Annotated in this window: 19 protein-coding genes; 14 read left to right on the forward strand and 5 right to left on the reverse strand. The window is 41.4% G+C overall.

Features of this window, described 5'->3' with window-relative positions; genetic code table 11:
* Window positions 1–90 precede the first annotated feature (90 nt).
* Both rnjA and HMPREF2893_RS10320 read right to left on the reverse strand, forming a co-directional pair.
* Window positions 91–1,773, reverse strand: coding sequence for a ribonuclease J1 (gene rnjA / locus HMPREF2893_RS10315; protein WP_003003107.1), 1,683 nt, complete (start codon window positions 1,771–1,773; stop codon window positions 91–93).
* A gap of 3 nt (window positions 1,774–1,776) precedes the next feature.
* Window positions 1,777–2,007 carry a DNA-directed RNA polymerase subunit epsilon gene (locus tag HMPREF2893_RS10320; RefSeq protein WP_003008866.1) on the reverse strand — a complete coding sequence of 77 codons (231 nt, stop codon included), beginning with the start codon at window positions 2,005–2,007 and terminating at the stop codon, window positions 1,777–1,779.
* Window positions 2,008–2,299: 292 nt separating this feature from the next.
* On the opposite strand from HMPREF2893_RS10320, the gene tsaB reads away from it, so the two are divergent.
* The 11 genes from tsaB (at window position 2,300) to HMPREF2893_RS10375 (ending at window position 10,275) form a co-directional block, all read left to right on the forward strand.
* A complete protein-coding gene (gene tsaB / locus HMPREF2893_RS10325) occupies window positions 2,300–2,983 on the forward strand; it encodes a tRNA (adenosine(37)-N6)-threonylcarbamoyltransferase complex dimerization subunit type 1 TsaB (RefSeq protein WP_070676021.1) in 684 nt (227 codons plus the stop codon).
* Window positions 2,980–3,417, forward strand: a complete 438-nt coding sequence (gene rimI / locus HMPREF2893_RS10330; RefSeq protein ID WP_070676023.1) for a ribosomal protein S18-alanine N-acetyltransferase — start codon at window positions 2,980–2,982, stop codon at window positions 3,415–3,417. The genes tsaB and rimI overlap by 4 nt, the downstream gene beginning before the upstream one ends.
* Complete coding sequence (gene tsaD, locus HMPREF2893_RS10335) at window positions 3,407–4,417, forward strand: tRNA (adenosine(37)-N6)-threonylcarbamoyltransferase complex transferase subunit TsaD (RefSeq protein WP_070676025.1); 1,011 nt, start codon at window positions 3,407–3,409, stop codon at window positions 4,415–4,417. Before rimI ends, tsaD begins: the two co-directional genes overlap by 11 nt.
* Before the next feature lie 138 nt (window positions 4,418–4,555).
* Window positions 4,556–5,521 (forward strand): hypothetical protein, encoded by a 966-nt coding sequence (locus tag HMPREF2893_RS10340; protein WP_070676043.1) that lies wholly within the window; start codon window positions 4,556–4,558, stop codon window positions 5,519–5,521.
* Between the two features lie 13 nt (window positions 5,522–5,534).
* On the forward strand, window positions 5,535–6,080 hold the full coding sequence (locus HMPREF2893_RS10345; RefSeq protein WP_070676027.1) for a hypothetical protein: 546 nt from the start codon (window positions 5,535–5,537) through the stop codon (window positions 6,078–6,080).
* A 38-nt stretch (window positions 6,081–6,118) separates the two neighbouring features.
* Entirely contained in the window at window positions 6,119–7,036 is a 918-nt protein-coding gene (locus HMPREF2893_RS10350; RefSeq protein ID WP_261674188.1) for a hypothetical protein, read from the forward strand.
* Between the two features lie 94 nt (window positions 7,037–7,130).
* Window positions 7,131–7,799: a DUF443 domain-containing protein gene (locus HMPREF2893_RS10355; protein ID WP_070676029.1), complete on the forward strand. Its 669-nt coding sequence runs from the start codon at window positions 7,131–7,133 to the stop codon at window positions 7,797–7,799.
* Window positions 7,800–7,829: 30 nt separating this feature from the next.
* Entirely contained in the window at window positions 7,830–8,390 is a 561-nt protein-coding gene (locus tag HMPREF2893_RS10360) for a hypothetical protein (RefSeq protein WP_261674189.1), read from the forward strand.
* Window positions 8,391–8,500: 110 nt separating this feature from the next.
* Window positions 8,501–9,196, forward strand: coding sequence for an AzlC family ABC transporter permease (locus HMPREF2893_RS10365; protein ID WP_003003018.1), 696 nt, complete (start codon window positions 8,501–8,503; stop codon window positions 9,194–9,196).
* Complete coding sequence (locus HMPREF2893_RS10370; RefSeq protein WP_173018762.1) at window positions 9,183–9,509, forward strand: AzlD domain-containing protein; 327 nt, start codon at window positions 9,183–9,185, stop codon at window positions 9,507–9,509. Before HMPREF2893_RS10365 ends, HMPREF2893_RS10370 begins: the two co-directional genes overlap by 14 nt.
* A 103-nt stretch (window positions 9,510–9,612) precedes the next feature.
* The gene (locus HMPREF2893_RS10375; protein ID WP_070676035.1) at window positions 9,613–10,275 is read left to right on the forward strand and encodes a hypothetical protein; all 663 of its coding nucleotides are present in this window, start codon (window positions 9,613–9,615) and stop codon (window positions 10,273–10,275) included.
* 44 nt (window positions 10,276–10,319) lie between these two features.
* Here the strand turns inward: HMPREF2893_RS10375 and gla are convergent, their stop codons facing one another.
* Window positions 10,320–11,192 carry an aquaglyceroporin Gla gene (gene gla / locus HMPREF2893_RS10380; RefSeq protein WP_070676037.1) on the reverse strand — a complete coding sequence of 291 codons (873 nt, stop codon included), beginning with the start codon at window positions 11,190–11,192 and terminating at the stop codon, window positions 10,320–10,322.
* Window positions 11,193–11,313: 121 nt separating this feature from the next.
* Complete coding sequence (locus HMPREF2893_RS10385; protein WP_070676041.1) at window positions 11,314–12,486, reverse strand: aminoacetone oxidase; 1,173 nt, start codon at window positions 12,484–12,486, stop codon at window positions 11,314–11,316.
* Window positions 12,487–12,724: 238 nt separating this feature from the next.
* Here HMPREF2893_RS10385 and HMPREF2893_RS10390 point away from each other — a divergent pair, with 238 nt between their 5' ends.
* From HMPREF2893_RS10390 to HMPREF2893_RS10400, 3 genes are all read left to right on the forward strand, one after another.
* Window positions 12,725–13,105, forward strand: coding sequence for a CidA/LrgA family protein (locus HMPREF2893_RS10390; RefSeq protein WP_031576327.1), 381 nt, complete (start codon window positions 12,725–12,727; stop codon window positions 13,103–13,105).
* A complete protein-coding gene (locus HMPREF2893_RS10395) occupies window positions 13,098–13,793 on the forward strand; it encodes an LrgB family protein (protein WP_003008843.1) in 696 nt (231 codons plus the stop codon). Before HMPREF2893_RS10390 ends, HMPREF2893_RS10395 begins: the two co-directional genes overlap by 8 nt.
* A gap of 181 nt (window positions 13,794–13,974) precedes the next feature.
* Window positions 13,975–14,274 carry a YbaB/EbfC family nucleoid-associated protein gene (locus tag HMPREF2893_RS10400; protein WP_003005613.1) on the forward strand — a complete coding sequence of 100 codons (300 nt, stop codon included), beginning with the start codon at window positions 13,975–13,977 and terminating at the stop codon, window positions 14,272–14,274.
* A gap of 292 nt (window positions 14,275–14,566) precedes the next feature.
* On the opposite strand, the gene HMPREF2893_RS10405 is transcribed toward HMPREF2893_RS10400, so the two are convergent.
* A partial coding sequence (locus HMPREF2893_RS10405; protein ID WP_148131936.1) for an ATP-binding cassette domain-containing protein occupies window positions 14,567–14,922 on the reverse strand: 356 nt, incomplete at its 5' end.

A 14,922-nucleotide genomic window follows, 5' to 3' on the forward strand; every position in this document is an offset into this window, starting at 1 on the left:
CGAATTACCGATTTCTGTCCCACTCTCTTTTTGATCCTCAAAAGGTCACTATAAAACCAGTCGAAACAGTGGTCTCAACTGGTTGTTTTTTTAATTTTCGTCATCTGGTGTGAGAATCATTGGGATAATGATAGGTTCACGTTCCGTGCTCTCGTATAAGAATGGGCGAAGGGCATTAACAATCGCACCATTGACGGTTTGGATATTGGCATCTTTGTTCTTCAAGGCGATGCGAATTGCATTGAAGAGGATGCGTTGGCTTTCACGAATCAGATCTCCTGATTCACGCATGTAGATAAAACCACGGCTCAAGATGTCTGGTCCAGCCAGGATCATCTTCGATTTGAAGTCAACAGTCGCAACAGCAAGCACAACACCGTCTTCAGAAAGGTCTCTCCGGTCACGAAGGACAGCAGCCCCGATTTCACCGATGCGGTTTCCATCGACATAGATATCTTGAGCATTGAAGCTTCCTGCGATCCGAGCAGAGTTGGCTGTAAGAGCGAGGACATCACCATTACTCATGATGAAGATATTGTCTTTTTCCACTCCGCAATCACGCGCAAGTCCTGCGTGGATCTTCTGCATCCGGTATTCACCATGGACAGGCATGAAGTATTTTGGTTTGATCAAGCGGAGCATGAGTTTTTGTTCTTGTTGCCCCCCGTGTCCAGAAGTATGGATGTTGTTGATCTTTCCGTGAATGACCTCTACACCCGCTTCAGAAATCGTATTGATCAATTTATTCACACTGGTTGTATTTCCAGGAATTGGACTAGAAGAGAAGATCACGGTATCTCCTGGTTGGAGTTGCACTTGGCGGTGCGTTCCGTTGGCAATCCGAGAGAGGGCTGCCATTGGCTCCCCTTGGCTTCCTGTACACATGATCAGGATCTCATTGGCCGCATAGTCTTTGATCTCATTTGGCTCGATAATGGTTCCAGCAGGGACCTTGATGTAGCCAAGCTCAATTCCGTTGACGATGGCTTTTTCCATCGAGCGTCCAAAGACGACGATCTTGCGACCGGTCTTGACAGCAGCCTCAGCAGCTTGTTGGAGACGGAAGATATTTGAAGCAAAGGAAGCAAAGATGATGCGCCCGTGGATCCCTTCGATGATCTTCATGATGGATTGGCCAACCACTTTTTCAGAGTTGGTAAAGGTTGGAATTTCCGCGTTGGTTGAGTCTGAGAGCAGACAGAGAACGCCTTCTTCTCCAAGAGCTGCCATGCGATGGAGGTCAGCTGGTTCCCCAACAGGTGTGAAGTCAAACTTGAAGTCTCCGGTACAGACAATCTTTCCTTGAGGGGTGTGAATCACAATTCCCAAAGGTTCTGGAATCGAGTGAGTCGTACGGAAGAAGGTTGCTTTAAGATTTTTAAATTGAAGCTCAGTGTTTTGGTTGATTTCGTAGAGTTTGGCATCACGAAGAAGGCCATGCTCTTCTAATTTTCCACGGATTAAGGCAAGCGCCAAAGGTCCAGCATAGATAGGGACATTGGCTTGCTTCAAAAGGAAAGGAATCCCACCAATGTGGTCTTCGTGCCCGTGGGTAATGAGGACCGCTTTGACGCGATCGATATTGTCAACGATATAAGAGTAATCTGGGATTACATAGTCGATCCCAAGGAGGTCATCTTCTGGAAATTTGATCCCGGCATCGACAATGATGATTTCATCTTGGTATTCGATCCCGTAGGTATTTTTTCCGATTTCTCCAAGTCCACCAATGGCAAATACACCAACTTCTTCAGGTTTTAAGGTATAAGCCATGGATTAGTACTCCGTTAGTTCAAAAGCACCTGACTCTTTCTCGTAAGCAAGGTGTTGCTCAGAAAGTGGTGTGATAAATTCAATGTTGAAATCTGTGTTTGCTTCAACCAATTGACGTGCTTGGATGCGTCCTTCGCGTTCGTTTGGTGCATCAATATCGAGATAAAGTGCATGCGTTGTTTCACGACGAGGGTTGCGGTCTTTTGTTTCCTGATAAAAAACTTTGTAAATCATGAAGTAATTTTCCTTTCATTATTTCGGTCTATTTGTTAGCTACGGAGGAGTGCAATCACTAGAGTTTCCTACTCGCAACCAGTGGACCTGATTCGATACAATTAATTATCATTATATCATAAATTTGCCTGTAAGTAAAAGATAGACTGGAAAAGTCAGAGAGGCAAAGACCTATAATAGAGAAGCTTTTGAGCGGTTTTGGATAGGAAAATCCTGCGCTCTAGAGGAGAGTTTCGCTGGGATTTGAAGGGAATTTGTAGTATAATATAATCCAGTTCAAGAGGAGTAGGAAATGAAATTATTAGCATTTGATACCTCGAGTAAGGCTCTTTCTGTAGCGATTTTAGAAGATGAGACTCTACTTGCAGAAACAACATTAACCATTAAAAAGAATCATAGTATTACCTTGATGCCGGTCATCGATTTTTTGATGCAACAGATCGACTTGACACCCAAGGACTTGGACCGCATCGTGGTGGCAGAAGGTCCTGGGAGTTACACTGGGCTGCGCATTGCAGTCGCAACCGCAAAGACCTTGGCTCATACTTTAGGGATTGAATTGGTCGGGGTTTCGAGCCTCTTAGCCTTAGTGCCAGATGATCTAGAAGGTTTGGTAGTTCCTGTCATGGATGCCCGTCGAAACAACGTTTATGCAGGTTTTTACCAAGATGATCAGCTGGTCGCACCAGAAGGGCATTTTCCATTTGAGGAAGTCCTAGAGCGTGCAGCGACGGGTGAGCAGGTCACCTTTGTCGGAGAAGTCACGGCCTTTAAGGAGCAGATTGCCTCTAGCCTGCCAAGGGCTACTTACTATGAAACCTTGCCAGATGCAGTGAAAATCGGACGTCTCGGTCTCAAACAAGCGCCTGCTAGCCTCCATGATTTTGTCCCTCGTTATCTCAAGCGGGTCGAAGCAGAGGAAAATTGGCTCAAAGACCACACGGAAACAACGATCTCTTACATCAAGCGCCTATGATGAAAGGAACAATCAGGAAAGGGAGCGTCCAGGATGCGGCCGCCATTCTCGCTGTGCTGGAAGATGTCTATGAAGCTAGTCCCTGGAAGTTGGAGCAGATTGAAGCCGATTTGGAGCAGGAATTGACCTCCTATTTCCTAGCTGTGGATGAAGGACAAGTCCTTGGGTTTGTCGCCATTCAAGAGACTCTCTATGAAGCAGAGGTCCTACAGATTGCGGTCAAGCGCGCCTTTCAAGGCCAAGGCCTAGCTCAGCAGTTACTTGCGCAGTTGCCGGACCAAAAAGAGATTTTCTTAGAAGTGCGCGTGTCCAATCAACCGGCCCAAGGCCTATACAAAAAAATGCATTTTGAAGAAATTGCACGGAGGAAAAACTACTATCACGATCCCATAGAGGATGCCGTGATCATGAAGAGGAACCCGAATGAAAGATAGATATATTTTGGCTTTTGAGACATCTTGTGATGAGACCAGTGTGGCTGTCTTGAAAAATGACGACCAACTCTTGTCCAATGTCATTGCCAGTCAAATCGAAAGTCACAAGCGTTTTGGTGGGGTGGTACCTGAGGTAGCCTCTCGTCACCATGTGGAAGTCATCACCACTTGTATTGAAGAAGCCTTAGAAGAAGCTGGCATCACAGAAGCCGATGTCACAGCTGTGGCTGTCACCTACGGTCCAGGCCTGGTTGGAGCTCTTTTAGTCGGCCTAGCTGCAGCCAAGGCCTTTGCCTGGGCGCACGGCCTTCCTTTGATTCCTGTCAATCATATGGCAGGGCACTTGATGGCTGCTCAAAGCGTCGAGCCCTTAGAGTTTCCACTTTTGGCCTTGTTGGTGAGTGGAGGGCATACGGAGCTAGTCTACGTCAGTGAAGCGGGGGATTATAAGATCGTCGGAGAGACCCGTGATGATGCTGTCGGAGAAGCTTATGACAAGGTCGGGCGCGTCATGGGCTTGACCTATCCAGCAGGACGTGAGATTGATCAACTAGCCCACCAAGGATCTGATATCTACGATTTCCCACGAGCCATGATCAAGGAAGACAATCTGGAATTCTCCTTTTCAGGACTCAAATCGGCCTTTATCAATCTGCACCATAATGCCGAGCAAAAAGGAGAAAGCCTCTCCAATGCGGACCTGTCAGCGAGTTTCCAAGCAGCTGTCTTAGACATTCTCATGGCCAAGACCAAGAAGGCTTTGGAGAAATATCCAGTCAAGACTCTAGTCGTTGCTGGTGGGGTCGCAGCCAACCAAGGTCTTCGTGAACGCCTGGCTTCTGAGATCACAGATGTTAAGGTCATCATTCCGCCTCTGCGCCTCTGCGGGGACAATGCAGGGATGATCGCCTATGCCAGTGTCAGCGAGTGGAATAAAGAAAACTTCGCAGGCTGGGACCTCAATGCCAAACCAAGCCTAGCCTTTGAAGGAATTGAATAAGAAAAAGGAGCCAATTGGATGTGCGATTCCAATGGCTTTTTTGCTGGGATCTCACCAACTAGTAGCGGATTTGCGAGGTAGAAGAAAATTCGGTATGATAGAAGGAATGAAAGATTGGTGAGGGAAGGGAGCGAGAAAATGGTAAAGGTACCGAATAGAGTCAAAAAACTAATCTTTGTAATGATTGGTGTTGGCTTTTTATTGATTTTGTCTTATAGGACTTATATCTCTACTTATATAAAACCATATATGTTTATTGATTTGAAAGAAAAAATTGTCGATTATGATTTTATTGAAAATGGGAAGATTATCATTACAAAATGGGATTATGAAAATAAACTCGATTATTATATGACAAAGAATAATGGGGGTGTGTTACGATCTTATCCAATTGTTGGGAAAACGAAAATTGTTAAAGAATACCACAAACTAAAGGATATTAATGATATGAAACATAATATTCCGAATGGGAAAGAGTATTGGGGTATTACTATATACAATATAAAAAATAAGAAATTAACTCCTAAGGATTATGATCTTTTTAAAATGACTCGTGAATACAACAAATCATATGTACCAGATAGAATTGACAATGTTATCTATATTAGTAATGGCAAAGAATTGTTGGATATATACTTAAAAAGTTCTAAGGATCATTATAAGAAGGACATTATTAAATCTATTGATTTACAATCAGGGAAGGTAATTGATCAAGGTGATACAACGGAAAAAGAAGTTGTGAATGATTCAACCAACTATATTTCATTTTTACCTATTCATGAGCAGCTAACAATGGCTGATCGTAGAATCTCATTAGATAAAACCAAAAAATTTCCTGAATCCGATGCTGTAATGTTTGATAAGTACCCAAATACTAAAGATTTATTTTCCGAAAATCATTCTATGATAGGGATTTTGGTAGATAGACCTAGTGTGGATACGAACATTCCTATACTTCAACTTTTAGTGAATCAAAAAACGAATTTATTTAAAAATGTTACAATACCAGCAGAATATTCTATAGATGGCCAAGAACATGAGATTCATTCCTATGATGAGTTTAAACAATTCTACAATAAAATAGAAAACATACAAGGAGAGTGAAAAAGAGGTTGTTATGCAAACAATAATTAATTTAGGGATATGGGAGAACAAGAATTACCATTTTGATTGGGAGGAAAAAATCTTACTAGAAGAGACATCTTCTCCTAACTACTGGTCTTATGTACTGCTCCCTATTACATTATTTATTATTAACAAAATTTCGGATGGGTTAGCGGAGGCTGGAATATTTGACAATCAGTTGGTCCGACTTGGAACGATTCCGATTTTAGGTGTTATCTCCTACTTCTTAGCTGCGTGGATTATTCGATATTACCATGCAAGCCTGAAATTACAGCCATCCAAGTTGGATGAGGATCAGTGCAAGAAGTTAATCAAGTCATTAAAGAGACGGAAGGTCTACTTTACATTTCTGGTCAATCTTTTTAGGTTCCTAACTGTAGCCGCTATTCTTTTGTTTGTCATCGGAAATGAAACCATTGCAGCACTCTTTTTGATGATTAGTTTTATAGTGATATTTATGTTCAAATTTGATTACCAATTATCCAAATGGCCTGATATGATGGAGAGCATATCTCAAGAAGTGGAAAACGGTAATTAAGGAAATCTCTGATGGGCATGAGGCCTTTGAAAAAGTAGGTGGACGTATTGAAAAAAATTTTAAGTTTGAAACTGGTTTGTTTAGCAATTATTGTAGTCGGTTTAGTATTCTATTTTAAACCTTCAGATACTAAGAAAAAACCTATCGAAACGAGACCTAGCTCAACAAAAGTCATTCATGAAGGGAATCTCAAGGATGTTCAGCTATTTGGTGAGAAAAATCAATTTGTTTTGAGTAAGGATCTGACCTTGGTTGATGGGAAGTATCTGGTTGGTTTTGACTATGTAAAAACCGATGACAGAATAAAATGGGAGTATGTCGGATTCCGATATTACGAGATTGACAATCATTTTAAAGAAACAACCGTAAATGCTTTAGATGAGATTCGTAAGACAGCACCAAAAGCCTTTATTTATGATTATCAAATAAATGTTAATAGTGGAGTAAGTGTTGTAGATCTAATCTATTTTGATTCTCGTAGTGCAATGGAACATAGTATTGGAAATGGGAAAAATGTTTATTACAAGTTAGATGAACAGAAATACTACAGTGACTATGCTATCCCAGAGGGCAGTACAGTTAAGGAAAATATTATATACTGTACAAATTTAAAAGAGTTGATTAATAAGAATACCGGTTTCGAACTTCAAGCAGGATTTAAATTTCAGAAACAGGCTAAGAATGTAAATACAGATATCAATTTATTTGTACATTATCCGGAGTTCAAAGAGAAAATGTTGAGTGGTAAGTACTGGATTGAACCTAGATTACAGTTGTTAAGTAGTAAGGAATGGTTTGATACTCTTCTTCATTGGTTTGCACCTAAGGGACAGGACACCTTACCTGGTGTAAAAATTGAAGCTCGGTACTCAATAGATGGTCAAGAACATGAAATTCGTTCTTATGATGAGTTTAAACAATACTACAACGGACAAGGTGGTGAATTGGCTGAGTAAAGCTTCATCTGGAAGATTTGGAGAAGAAAGTTGGATTGGATCGGGTTGGTACCGTCTAGGATGCGATGTTGAAAGCATGTAGGAAGTAAATAGGATGTTAGAATATAAAGAAACAAGTATTTTCTGTCACCAACTGGTGGAGTACGATGGTAAAAAATTTCTGTTAGATGCTAGTACCATGAAGCCTAAACTCTATTATTGGGGGTTGCCAACGGAAGCTATCACTGTTGAGATGATGGAAGTAGATAAAAAAGTTGAAATCCCAGGCACACCCATCAATAAAATAAATGGGGGGATAGCAGCTATCATAGTCCAGCCATTTGTTGGAGTGGTTTATAGTCTCTTAAAAAAGCTATTCAGTGAGTATGCTATTAGTCAGCAAATTTTCCTAAAGATAGTCTTATTTGTGGTTGCCATGCTAATATCTTTTGTGCTCTTTCGATTTTCTATAGAAAAGGCTCGTAAAAAGGTTAAGAATCTATTTCCTACAGCTACTAAGAGATACAGGGTGACTTTCAAGCCGATACCAGAAAGAAAGCAAATTTTTGATGCCCATCTATTAAATCTTGTTTTACTGGCCTGTTTAGCTATGTATTTATTTAATAATAATGGTCAAGAAGGGATCTTTTTAGTAATAGGCGGTATTCTTACAGCTTTTCTATTGACCTTCGAATTTGGTAAAGTTCCAGTTCTTTTAGGAGCAAAAACAGGAAATTTAAGGCTTGATAGTGTAGAAGAGATAGTCATCGAAAAAAGTAACTAGAATGAAATGGATAAGAATAAAGAAGTAGAAATGATGAAAAAAACGATCGTTTTGTTAGTAGCGCTTCTATCATTAACAGCATGCGCCCAGTCTCGACATGAATCAAAAGATTCTTCGCCGAGTAAAACAGATCAGACTTCAAAAGAGTCCTCATCTGTTAAAAATGAGACAGGTTTGCAATTTGTATTACCCCCACAGTATGAAGGGAAAGAAACAAATGTAATTGAATTGGGGAAGAAATTAACCAAGGAACATCCAGAACTAGGAAATCAAGGAAGCCTATCGATCAACTATACGGGAGCAACTTTCTCATCCAATCAACAAGAATATGCCGTTTTTCTATTGATTAACAAAGCTGGATTTCAAATTGATAAGGATTTTGACTTTTCATTGAATTGGAAATATGATGGGCAATTCATTTATCAGAATCAACGGATTGGCTATAAAATTAGTGACAGTGGAGTATTGCCGGATCAATCTGCTACGATTTTGACCTTGCCAATATCCAGCGAGCAAAAACAAATTGTCGAGACCATGACACAAGAAGAGAAGATGACATTAGAAATGTCGGATTTAAAAGTGAATAAGTAGTGGAGAGATAGGAGTATAATGAGGGATTATCCTTTCTATACCAGATCTTCTTTTTCAACCTTTTTTCTTGTGTTATAATAGAGGTCAATGATTCAGAAAGGAGCGAGAGAGTGGAAAAAGATTTTTGGCAGGGGGTGAGGGACGCGCTACCGACGGCTTTGGGCTATATCAGTATTGGCCTGGCTTGTGGTGTGGTGGCGTCTCCCTATCTTTCTCCTTTAGAGATGGCCTTGATGAGTGTATTGGTCTATGCTGGGGCGGCCCAGTTTGCGATGATCTCTCTGATTGCGGCCCATTCTTCGATCTTGAATATGGCCTTGACGGTGTGTTTGATCAATCTCCGGAATATGTTGATGAGTCTGCATACGTCGTCTGACTTTAAGGATGCTAGTCTCGCTCATACCATTGGGATTGGTAGTCTCCTGACTGATGAGAGTTATGGGGTCTACTTGAGTGAGAAATTAAAGACGGACACCATTACAGTTCCTTGGATGCATGGGAACAATCTAGTAGGCTATGTGGCCTGGATCAGTGCGACGGTTATCGGAACAGCTCTAGGATCTCTCCTACCTGATCCAAAGGCTTTTGGGCTTGATTTTGCTTTGGTGGCTATGTTTATTGGGATTTTTGCAGCCCAGTTTCAAGGAATGCAACTGACAGAAAAGACCAAGACCATGCTCATGGTGCTGTTAGCAGTAGCAGTGAGTTTCTTTCTCTTACTCTTTTTTGTTTCGCAACCGCTAGCTGTGCTAGCTGCGACCTTGATCGGCTGTTTTGTGGGGGTGGTCTGTGATGCGCGTGAATAGTTATATCTTCATGGCCATTCTGGCCTCAGCTATCGTTACTTGGATTCCTCGGATCTTGCCCTTCCTCTTAGTCAAATACAAGGGACTGCCGGCTCCTGTAACCCGCTTTCTCAAATATCTGCCCATTTCCATTATCTTTGCCTTGGTTTTATCAAGCTTAGTAGATGGGAAAATTGGAAGCCTCCCGCAGTTTCATTGGTTGGACCTAGTAGTGACCATTCCCAGTCTCTTTGTAGCCTTTCGTTACAAAAACCTTATGGGAACTGTTTTGTTTGGAATTGTCTTGATTGCCCTATTGCGATTGGTATTTTAAATGTAAAAATATGTTACAAAAAAGTTACAATTATTACAAAAAAAACTTGATTTTTGTAATAATTGAAGTATAATGGGAGTCAGAAAGATAAAGAGGTGATCGTATGAAAAAATCAATCTTCCGTTGGAGTGCCGCTGTTCTGGTGGCTGCGTCACTTGGTCTAGCTCTCGGTGGTTGTGGTGCAAAGGATAAAAAAACAGCTTCCTCATCCGAAAAAGCATCTACCAGCAAGGTAGAGAAAAAAGCCAAAAGTAATAGCAAAAAGAGTGCGGCATCTTCCTCTCAGGCAAACGATACAGCTAGCTCTTCGACTCAAGCAAGTAGCGCGACAGCTTCAAAAGACTCTGGTAAGACAGAGAATGCGTCTACTACGACGCAAGCTCCTGTCCCTGCAGAATTGGTGGGAACTTGGGTAGGATCTAGTCCACAAGCGGATGCGATTAAAATGACTGTGGATGCCAATGGGGATGTGACAACAGTGGTTAGTTTCAAAAATGATAGCGAACCGACTCGGACAGCGACCTATACGGCTAGAGCTGTCAAAGCAACTGGAAATATCTACTATTGGGATGCTGAAGGTCTTGATGGAGCTGATGCCTTGCTTCCTGGGATCACAGGTCTAGGTGTAGCTGACTTCCGACTCGAACCTGGTTTTATCTTGGAAGAAGGACACTATACACCGATTGTTTTCACAACGGCTACCAATACACCATTTGACTACAACAAATACAATGATTTCCGTTTTTCATTAACCAAAGAACAATAAAAAGACGAACTCGATGGAAAATCGAGTTCGTCTTTTTAGATAGATTAACGAAGATAGATAACTTTGAACAATAATACAGCTAAGATAGCAGCAAGAATTGGGGCTACAACTGGTACCCAAGCATACCACCATTTAGAATCCCCTTTGTGTTTTCCCAAGATAGACTTTGGAAGGAAGGCATGGACCAAACGAGGACCAAGGTCGCGTGCAGGGTTCAAACCAGGTCCAGTAGGACCACCGAGTGAAGTAACGAGAGCCATAACAAGGAATCCAAGAGCCAAGTGAGCAACACCTAGACCTGGAGCATCTGCTTGTGCCAAAGCCAATTTTGCTGCTGTTGAAGTAGCATTAAAGACTCCTCCTTGTTCAGCCGCAGCTTTTTGAGCTAGACCAGCAACCTCTGCTCCGAAGAAATTCTTGGTTAATCCAAGTGCCGCAAAGAAAAGTACGAATGATCCGGCAAACTCGTTGATGAAACCATTGATGGTAGCAGCCTTACGTGTTTCAGGAGTTCCTTTATCCAAACTAGAAATCGTTGAGAATGTTCCCAAGATGTTGTTTGGATTCTCAGTCTGGTGATAATATGGACGGTGACACGCAACGACAACCAATTGTCCAAACATTGCTCCAAGAAGTTGAGCAACGATGTATGGTAAAACATTTGCCCATGGGAAGAGTCCGCTAACCGCAAGTCCAAGAGTGAAGGCTGGGTTAATGTGGTTCCCTGAAACATTACCGAACATCAAGGCTGGAATCATTACCCCCATCCCATATCCAATCGCAATGACAAGCCATCCGCTTTGATGACCTTTAGTTCCTTTTAATTCAACGTTTGCAACAGCACCGTTTCCGAGGATAAGTAGCAAAGCTGTCCCGAAAAACTCAGTCATGAGTTTAACACTAAAATCAAAATCCATGATTCTAATAATCTCCTTTATAAATTTTATACCAATCCATTCTATCAAGTAAATACTAACTTGTAAAGAATTTTTAAAAATTTTATTTCAATAGATGAAGAATAAAGTTAGTGAATTTCTATCAGTAATGAGGGCTCCCTGCTACCCAACCGGTGCAGAGGGCGGATGTGATATTAAAACCGCCTGTATGGGCATTGATATCGAGGACTTCTCCTGCAAAGTGGAGTCCAGGAACGAGCTTGCTTTCTAGGGTTTTAGGATTGATTTCTTTGAGGCTGACACCGCCCTTGGTCACAAAGGACTTGGCTAGTGACATCTTCCCAGTGACGGGGATAGGCAACTCTTTGATCTTTTGAATGAGCTCTTCTGTCTGAGGAGGAGTGAGTTGCTTGGCTTTTTCAGGGAATGCTTGCGCCAAGAAATCGGCTAACCGTTCAGGAAGCAGGACTTTGAGACTATTTTTAATCGCCTTTTCTCGATGCTCTTCTAGAAAGTCTTTTAACTCTTGAGAAGAAGTAGTCGGAAGGAGGTCCAGAGATAAGATTTCACCGCCTTTAACAAAGCTGGACATCCGAAGGGCTGCAGGGCCAGAAAGTCCAAAATGGGTAAAGAGCAGGTCGTGTGTGATGATGTGTTTGCCGTAGCTGAGGGTCACATCTGTCAGAGAGATCCCTTGGAGGGCCTTGTGTGGAAAATCTGTCAAAAGAGGACTTTCTGCCGCTTCGAGATCTGTGATGGTGTGTTTAAAGTGGCGGGCAATTTCGTGTCCGTAGCCGGTAGAGCCGGTAGAAGGGTAGGATTTGCCTCCAGTCGTAACGATCAGCTTATCGGCTGTCCAAGTGTTTTCAGATGATTTGACGATGAAGATGTCTTCTGGCTTGGTGACAGAGACCACTTCACAGTTGGTGGCAATGCTAGCACCAAGCTCAAGGATTTTATTTTCTAAGGCTTGAATAATGGTGCGAGATTGATCACTAGCAGGAAAGACCCGGCCATGGTCTTCGACTTTTAGCTTGACGCCATTATCGGTGAAAAATTGGATGATATCATGATTATCAAATTGGGAAAACACACTGTAAAGGAAGCGCCCATTTCCAGGGATACCGGCCATCAAATCGTCTAAGGTTCCGTTGTTCGTGACATTACAGCGACCTCCTCCGGTACCAGCAAGTTTCTTACCGAGCCTTTTATTTTTTTCGATCAGTAGTGTAGGTTGGCCATAAGAGGCGCTGGCAATGGTCGCCATCATACCTGCTGGGCCACCACCGATGACAATGGTGTGAAAGTGAGTCATGTAGATCCTTTCTTGGTGATTTTTACGGTTTTTGTTTCATTGTATCATAAAATGGATGTCATGAATCAAAATAGTAGCTTCAATTTTTGGTAATTGGTTTTAATTTTTTTAGAAAAAAACTTGCAAATTTTCCGAAAAGGAGTAAACTGATAGGGGATAAATGGATGTTTACTTCTAAGTAGACAGAAGCGAGGATATGAATCCTTATTGGAAATGATCTATAAAAAGGGAGATGAAGATGAAATTATATGTACAACTGACGATTATATTCACGATTTCATTAATTGGTGAAATCATTTCTGATGGGTTGCACTTACCAATTCCTGGGAGTATGATCGGGCTGTTGATCCTATTTTTATTATTACAGTTTAAGTTACTACGCATGCGCCACGTCAATATGGTAGGAAATTTTTTGTTAGCTAACATGACGATTCTGTTTCTTCCCCCTGCGGTCGGTATTATGGATAAGTTTCATGTGATTGCGCCTTATCTGTTTCCAATCATGTTGATTCTACTTGGAGCCTTGGTCATCAATGTGGCTTTAATTGCAATCGTGGTTAGTTTTATAAAAAATCGTTTTGAGGGTGATTATCCAGAAGGGGGACACAAGCGTGGCTAATTTTGCGAGTAATCCTTTATTTGGGATTGTCTTATCTATTTGGGCTTACTTGATTGGAATGTTAATTTTTCGCAGGTATCCCCACCCAATAACAACGCCACTTTTAGTGGCTACAGTAATCGTTATCTTATTCTTAATGATTACAGGAATTTCTTATAAAGATTACTATGTCGGTGGTTCCCTGTTAAATCAGTTGATTGGACCATCGACAGTCGCCTTGGGGATTCCTCTCTATAAAAGTTTCCATTTGATGAAGCATCATGCACGGAGTATTCTAATCGGCTCAACAGTAGCGGTTATTGTGAATACGATTTTTACAGCCTTGATTGCGAAAGCATTTGGAATGAAGTACTTTCTAGCCATTTCGCTCTTTCCAAAATCGGTTACGACTGCAATGGCAGTTGGGATTACTGAAAAAATGCAAGGAATTACGACCATCACTCTTGTGGTAGTTGTAGCAACTGGATTATTAACAAGTGTCTTGGGTCCAACGATATTGAAACTGTTAAAAATAAAAGATCCAGTGGCTATTGGGTTAGCCCTTGGCGGTACAGGACATGCAGTAGGAACAGGGACGGCATTTAAGTATGGTCATGTGGCCGGTGCTATGGCAGGATTGGCAATTGGGATCACAGGAATTTTGTATGTATTCATTAGTCCAATCGTGGCTTCGATGATTTTATCCTAAAACAATTTATTATTTTTCTGAGAGAGGCTCAAAAAGGCTCTCTTTCATTTTGTAGTGAAAGCTTAAAAATCCATCCGGAGTGAAAGAAGCTTTTCATGATTACTATCCAAAGCTTTTCCAAGCGTTTAAAAAATGGTATAATGAACTGTAAATTTCAGAAGTTGGAAGGAATGTCATTACTATGATGAATATGCAGAATATGATGAAGCAAGCTCAAAAATTGCAAAAGCAAATGGAGCAAAGCCAAGCGGAATTAGCCGCAACTCAATTTGTAGGGAAATCTGCTCAGGATTTGGTTGTTGCAACTCTTACAGGTGATAAGAAGGTTGTTTCCATTGATTTCAATGCTGCAGTGGTCGACCCAGAAGATACAGAAACGCTTTCTGATATGACGGTGCAAGCCATCAATGCTGCCATTGAAGAAATTGATGCTGCAACCAAGAAAAAACTCGGTGCTTTCGCAGGGAAATTACCATTTTAAGCTAAGGAAGTTTTCATTAACTCAAAAGAGGCTCAGTTTTGAGCCTTTTTCAGATTGAAGACAAAGTCATATTAAAAACTTTCCTTGGGTGAGTACGGACGTTAGGTGAAATTATCCAGTGGATGATTTCAGCAATCCAGGAAGTTCCATGACTAATTATTGAGCCTAAGGTCTCAATAATTCCGAGTGCCTGAAACGTTATTGTTTCAGGCACTTTTCTCACGGCGGAAAGTTTTAGTATTTTCTTTCTTTGAAACACTAACGATATATTTTTAGGTTTATGTCAGCAATTTTATTCTTTTCTTAGTTCAATGACTTGATCGTATCGACTTTCATTATCAATATGGTGAGCGATTTCTAACACCATCATCGGTAGTGAGAAAATCAAGTCTCGAACCATCTGGCTATTTTCTGCGTCAAGAGCTGCAGTTACCTCATCTGCTAATAAAATATCCTTTTTACGAAGTAGGAAGCGGGCTAGTTCAATCCGGACTCGTTGTCCGCCTGAAATATTTTCTCCGTTATTAGTGATTACAAAATCAAGTCCATCAGTGAGTTCATGGTCGAGTTTGACCTGTCTCAAAGCAGTCTCCAATTCTTGATCTGAAAACTCTTGTCCCAAACTGAGATTGTAGCGAATAGTATCAT

Source organism: Streptococcus sp. HMSC072C09, assembly GCF_001813105.1.
Classification (GTDB): domain Bacteria; phylum Bacillota; class Bacilli; order Lactobacillales; family Streptococcaceae; genus Streptococcus.

What these genes read in the sequence shown, in the direction of transcription:
- rnjA (WP_003003107.1), bottom strand. Translation starts at nt 1,773, where the DNA reads ATGGCTTATACCTTAAAACCTGAAGAAGTTGGTGTATTTGCCATTGGT.
- HMPREF2893_RS10320 (WP_003008866.1), bottom strand. Translation starts at nt 2,007, where the DNA reads ATGATTTACAAAGTTTTTTATCAGGAAACAAAAGACCGCAACCCTCGT.
- tsaB (WP_070676021.1), top strand. Translation starts at nt 2,300, where the DNA reads ATGAAATTATTAGCATTTGATACCTCGAGTAAGGCTCTTTCTGTAGCG.
- rimI (WP_070676023.1), top strand. Translation starts at nt 2,980, where the DNA reads ATGATGAAAGGAACAATCAGGAAAGGGAGCGTCCAGGATGCGGCCGCC.
- tsaD (WP_070676025.1), top strand. Translation starts at nt 3,407, where the DNA reads ATGAAAGATAGATATATTTTGGCTTTTGAGACATCTTGTGATGAGACC.
- HMPREF2893_RS10340 (WP_070676043.1), top strand. Translation starts at nt 4,556, where the DNA reads ATGGTAAAGGTACCGAATAGAGTCAAAAAACTAATCTTTGTAATGATT.
- HMPREF2893_RS10345 (WP_070676027.1), top strand. Translation starts at nt 5,535, where the DNA reads ATGCAAACAATAATTAATTTAGGGATATGGGAGAACAAGAATTACCAT.
- HMPREF2893_RS10355 (WP_070676029.1), top strand. Translation starts at nt 7,131, where the DNA reads ATGTTAGAATATAAAGAAACAAGTATTTTCTGTCACCAACTGGTGGAG.
- HMPREF2893_RS10360 (WP_261674189.1), top strand. Translation starts at nt 7,830, where the DNA reads ATGATGAAAAAAACGATCGTTTTGTTAGTAGCGCTTCTATCATTAACA.
- HMPREF2893_RS10370 (WP_173018762.1), top strand. Translation starts at nt 9,183, where the DNA reads ATGCGCGTGAATAGTTATATCTTCATGGCCATTCTGGCCTCAGCTATC.
- HMPREF2893_RS10375 (WP_070676035.1), top strand. Translation starts at nt 9,613, where the DNA reads ATGAAAAAATCAATCTTCCGTTGGAGTGCCGCTGTTCTGGTGGCTGCG.
- gla (WP_070676037.1), bottom strand. Translation starts at nt 11,192, where the DNA reads ATGGATTTTGATTTTAGTGTTAAACTCATGACTGAGTTTTTCGGGACA.
- HMPREF2893_RS10385 (WP_070676041.1), bottom strand. Translation starts at nt 12,486, where the DNA reads ATGACTCACTTTCACACCATTGTCATCGGTGGTGGCCCAGCAGGTATG.
- HMPREF2893_RS10390 (WP_031576327.1), top strand. Translation starts at nt 12,725, where the DNA reads ATGAAATTATATGTACAACTGACGATTATATTCACGATTTCATTAATT.
- HMPREF2893_RS10400 (WP_003005613.1), top strand. Translation starts at nt 13,975, where the DNA reads ATGATGAATATGCAGAATATGATGAAGCAAGCTCAAAAATTGCAAAAG.